The following is a 2924-nucleotide window of genomic DNA, read 5'->3' on the forward strand; positions in this document are numbered from 1 at the left end:
CCGCGCGCCGTCGGCCGCCGCTGCCGGCCTGACGGCGGACGGCCAGGAACGCTTTGTCGCGCTGAAGGCCTGGCGGGCCGAAGTGGCGCGGGAGCACAACCTGCCGGCCTACGTGATCTTCCACGACGCCACGCTGGCGGCCATCGCCGCGCTGGCGCCGCAATCGCTGGGCGACCTGGAGGGCGTCAGCGGCATCGGCGCGGCCAAGCTGGACAAATACGGGCCGGCGGTGCTCGACGTCCTCCAGACAATGGCTTGAGGCCTGGCGTATGCCGTTCGCCACGCCGGCGCGAGAAACATGGTGTCCGCGCCGGCAAGCCGAACAATAATCGCCGCAAGTCAGCCTCCGGGAGGTTCATGCTGCTTTCGTGTCCGCCGCGCCGCGCCCCGCGCCTGGCCCTGGGCGCGGTCCTGCTGGCGCTTGCCTGCGGAGTGTCGGCCCAGCGCGTCTACAAGAGCGTGGCGGCCGACGGCAAGGTGACCTTCTCCGACCAGCCGGTGCCCGGCCAGCAAGGCGTCCCCGCGCGGACCACCTGGGCTGCCGCGGCGACGGCGCCCACTGCGCAGGCGGCGGCCGGTCCCGGGCAGGCGCTGGCTCGCAGCCTCACCAGCCTGCAAGGCGTCGACCACCTGGTCAACGCCGCCGAGCAGCTGTGCAACGCCACGCTGCCCGACTCCATGAAGAAGTACGCCCTGGCGGGCGCCGGCTGGCGCGAGCGGCACCGCCTGCTGCTGGAGCGCCGGGACGCGATCGTCGCCCGGACCCTGTCGCCACGCCAGCGCGCCGAACTGCGGGACGCCGGGCGGGCCGATGCGCGCCGCGTCACCGGCCCCGTGCTCACCGCTACCGCGGTGCAGCGGGCGCAGTGGTGCGACAAGAACGCCGCCCACATCGAGGCCGGCCAGCTCGATCGCCACCAGGATCCCGAGGTGGCCGGGCCGCTGCTGGCATGGCAGGGCGCCAGCCGCTGACGTTTCAGAGAAAACCGATGTTGCGCGCTTCGCGCACTTCCGGCTTGATGCGGTGCTCCGCTTCCAGCTGCTCCAGGAACTCCTCGGCCGACAGCTCCGTGGCCAGGATGTCGACCTGGCGTTTCACCGCCGCGAAGTCGCCGGGGCACAGCTGGTCCAGCTTCGCCAGCCGCGCGCCGATGGCCGGCGTCAGCGCCTGTGCGTGGCCGGCCAGCGCCTCGGTGACGAACATGCGTTCGCGCTGCGTCGGCGCCAGCGGCTTGAAGCGGATCTTGAAGGCGAAGCGGCGCAGGGCCGCCTGGTCGATGCGCTCCATCAGGTTGGTGGTGCACACGAAGATGCCGGCAAAGCGTTCCATGCCTTGCAGCATCTCGTTGACTTCCGTCACCTCGTAGCTGCGCTGGGCGCCGCGCCGGTCCTGCAGGAAGCTGTCGGCTTCGTCCAGCAGCAGCACCGCCTTTTCGCTTTCGGCTTCGCGGAACATCGCCGCCATGTTCTGCTCGGTTTCGCCGACGAACTTGCTCATGAGGTCGCTGGCCTGCTTGACCAGCAGCGGCCGCTCCAGACTGCGCGCGATGTGTTCCGCCAACGCCGTCTTGCCGGTGCCGGGCGCGCCGTAGAAGCACAGCGTGCCGTGGCCGCGCGCCTTCAGCGCCTGGACGATGCGCGGCAGCTCGAAACGCGACTCGACGTTCAGCATGTCCAGGTCGTACGACGTGACGCTGCGGCGCGCGCCGGCGTCCTGCGGACGCTTGCCCAGCGCCTGGTCGGCGTTGCGCAGCTGCCGCTCGATCAGGCTTTCCGGCGGCACCTGGTCGGCGCCGGCCAGCGCGGCGAAGCGCACTGCGGTGCGGATCTGCGCTGGCGTCAAGCCCTTGCGCTCGGTCAGCTTGCCGATGAATGCTTCGGAGACGACGACGCCTTCCAGCGTCTTGCGCACCAGGCCCTCGCGGGCGCCCGGCGGCGGCGACTTCAGCTCCAGGTGGTAGGCAAAGCGGCGCCTGAAAGCAGGATCGATCTGTTCGATGCGGTTGGTGACCCAGATCGTGGGCACCGGGTTGGTCTCCAGAATCTGGTTGACCCAGGCCTTGCCGCTGACGCTGCCCGAGGGCGGCGCCACCACCTGCTCGGCGCGCGCCAGCATCTGGGCGGCCTCGCTCGAGATCGGCGGGAACACGTCCTCCACTTCGTCGAACAGCAGCGCGGCCTGCGCGCTGCCCTTGAGGAACACCTGGGCGATCTGCAGCGAGCGGTAGCGATCGCGTCCACTCAGGGAATTGCCGTCGCGGTCGGCGTATTCGACCTCGAACAGCTCCAGCCCCGCCGCCTGCGCCACCACCTTGGCCAGCTCGGTCTTGCCGGTGCCGGGCGGGCCGTACAGCAGCACGTTGACGCCCGGTTCCTTGCGGTCGATGGCATTGCGCAGCAGCGAGCGCAACACGCGCGCGTCCTCCTCGACGAAGGAGAAGTCGTCCAGCACCAGCGTGCTCTTGGCGCAAGGGCGGGTGAACACCGCCATCAGCTCGCTCTGGTCGCGGTACTCGCGCATCAGCACCGGCGGCAGCTTTTCGCTGACCTTCATCAGATCGGCCAGGTCCGTGATGTTGTGTTCGGAGATCAGGTTTTCCACCAGGCCGATGCGCTCCAGCCGCGAGCCTGCCCGCAGCGCTTCGCCGACCTCGACCGCGTTCACTCCGGCGATCTCCGCGATGGCGGCATAAGCCTCGGGCGCGTTGTTGACCTTGAACTCCACCAGCAGGCTGCGCAGGTCGCGCTGGTAGCGCGCCAGCGTGCCGTACAGCAGCAAGGCGCGTTCGGCCTTGTTCAACTGCAACAGGCTGGCCAGCGCGTCGATGTTCTTTTCCACCAGCGTGGAGTGCTTCTTGAGCGCGTGGGTCAGCCATTCGCCGGTGACGGTCAGCACCGAGAGCAGGTCCTTGGGCTGGTCCTTG

At 69.7% G+C, this 2924-nt stretch carries 3 protein-coding genes; 2 read left to right on the forward strand and 1 reads right to left on the reverse strand.

Annotation, left to right across the window (positions count from 1 at the left end):
• Together JWP65_RS14670 and JWP65_RS14675 are read left to right on the forward strand one after the other, a co-directional pair.
• Positions 1 to 259 (forward strand): HRDC domain-containing protein (locus tag JWP65_RS14670; protein WP_299764989.1); only part of this gene is annotated, 259 nt, incomplete at its 5' end.
• A 98-nt stretch (positions 260 to 357) separates the two neighbouring features.
• Positions 358 to 972 carry a DUF4124 domain-containing protein gene (locus JWP65_RS14675; protein ID WP_299764991.1) on the forward strand — a complete coding sequence of 205 codons (615 nt, stop codon included), beginning with the start codon at positions 358 to 360 and terminating at the stop codon, positions 970 to 972.
• 4 nt (positions 973 to 976) lie between these two features.
• Here the strand turns inward: JWP65_RS14675 and JWP65_RS14680 are convergent.
• Positions 977 to 2924 (reverse strand): AAA family ATPase (locus JWP65_RS14680; protein WP_299764993.1); only part of this gene is annotated, 1948 nt, incomplete at its 5' end.

Origin of the sequence: Ramlibacter sp. (assembly GCF_028292805.1) — a bacterium.
Classification (GTDB): domain Bacteria; phylum Pseudomonadota; class Gammaproteobacteria; order Burkholderiales; family Burkholderiaceae_C; genus Ramlibacter.

Excerpts from the sequence above, each read along its gene's own strand:
- JWP65_RS14675 (WP_299764991.1), top strand. The coding sequence starts at position 358 with ATGCTGCTTTCGTGTCCGCCGCGCCGCGCCCCGCGCCTGGCCCTGGGC.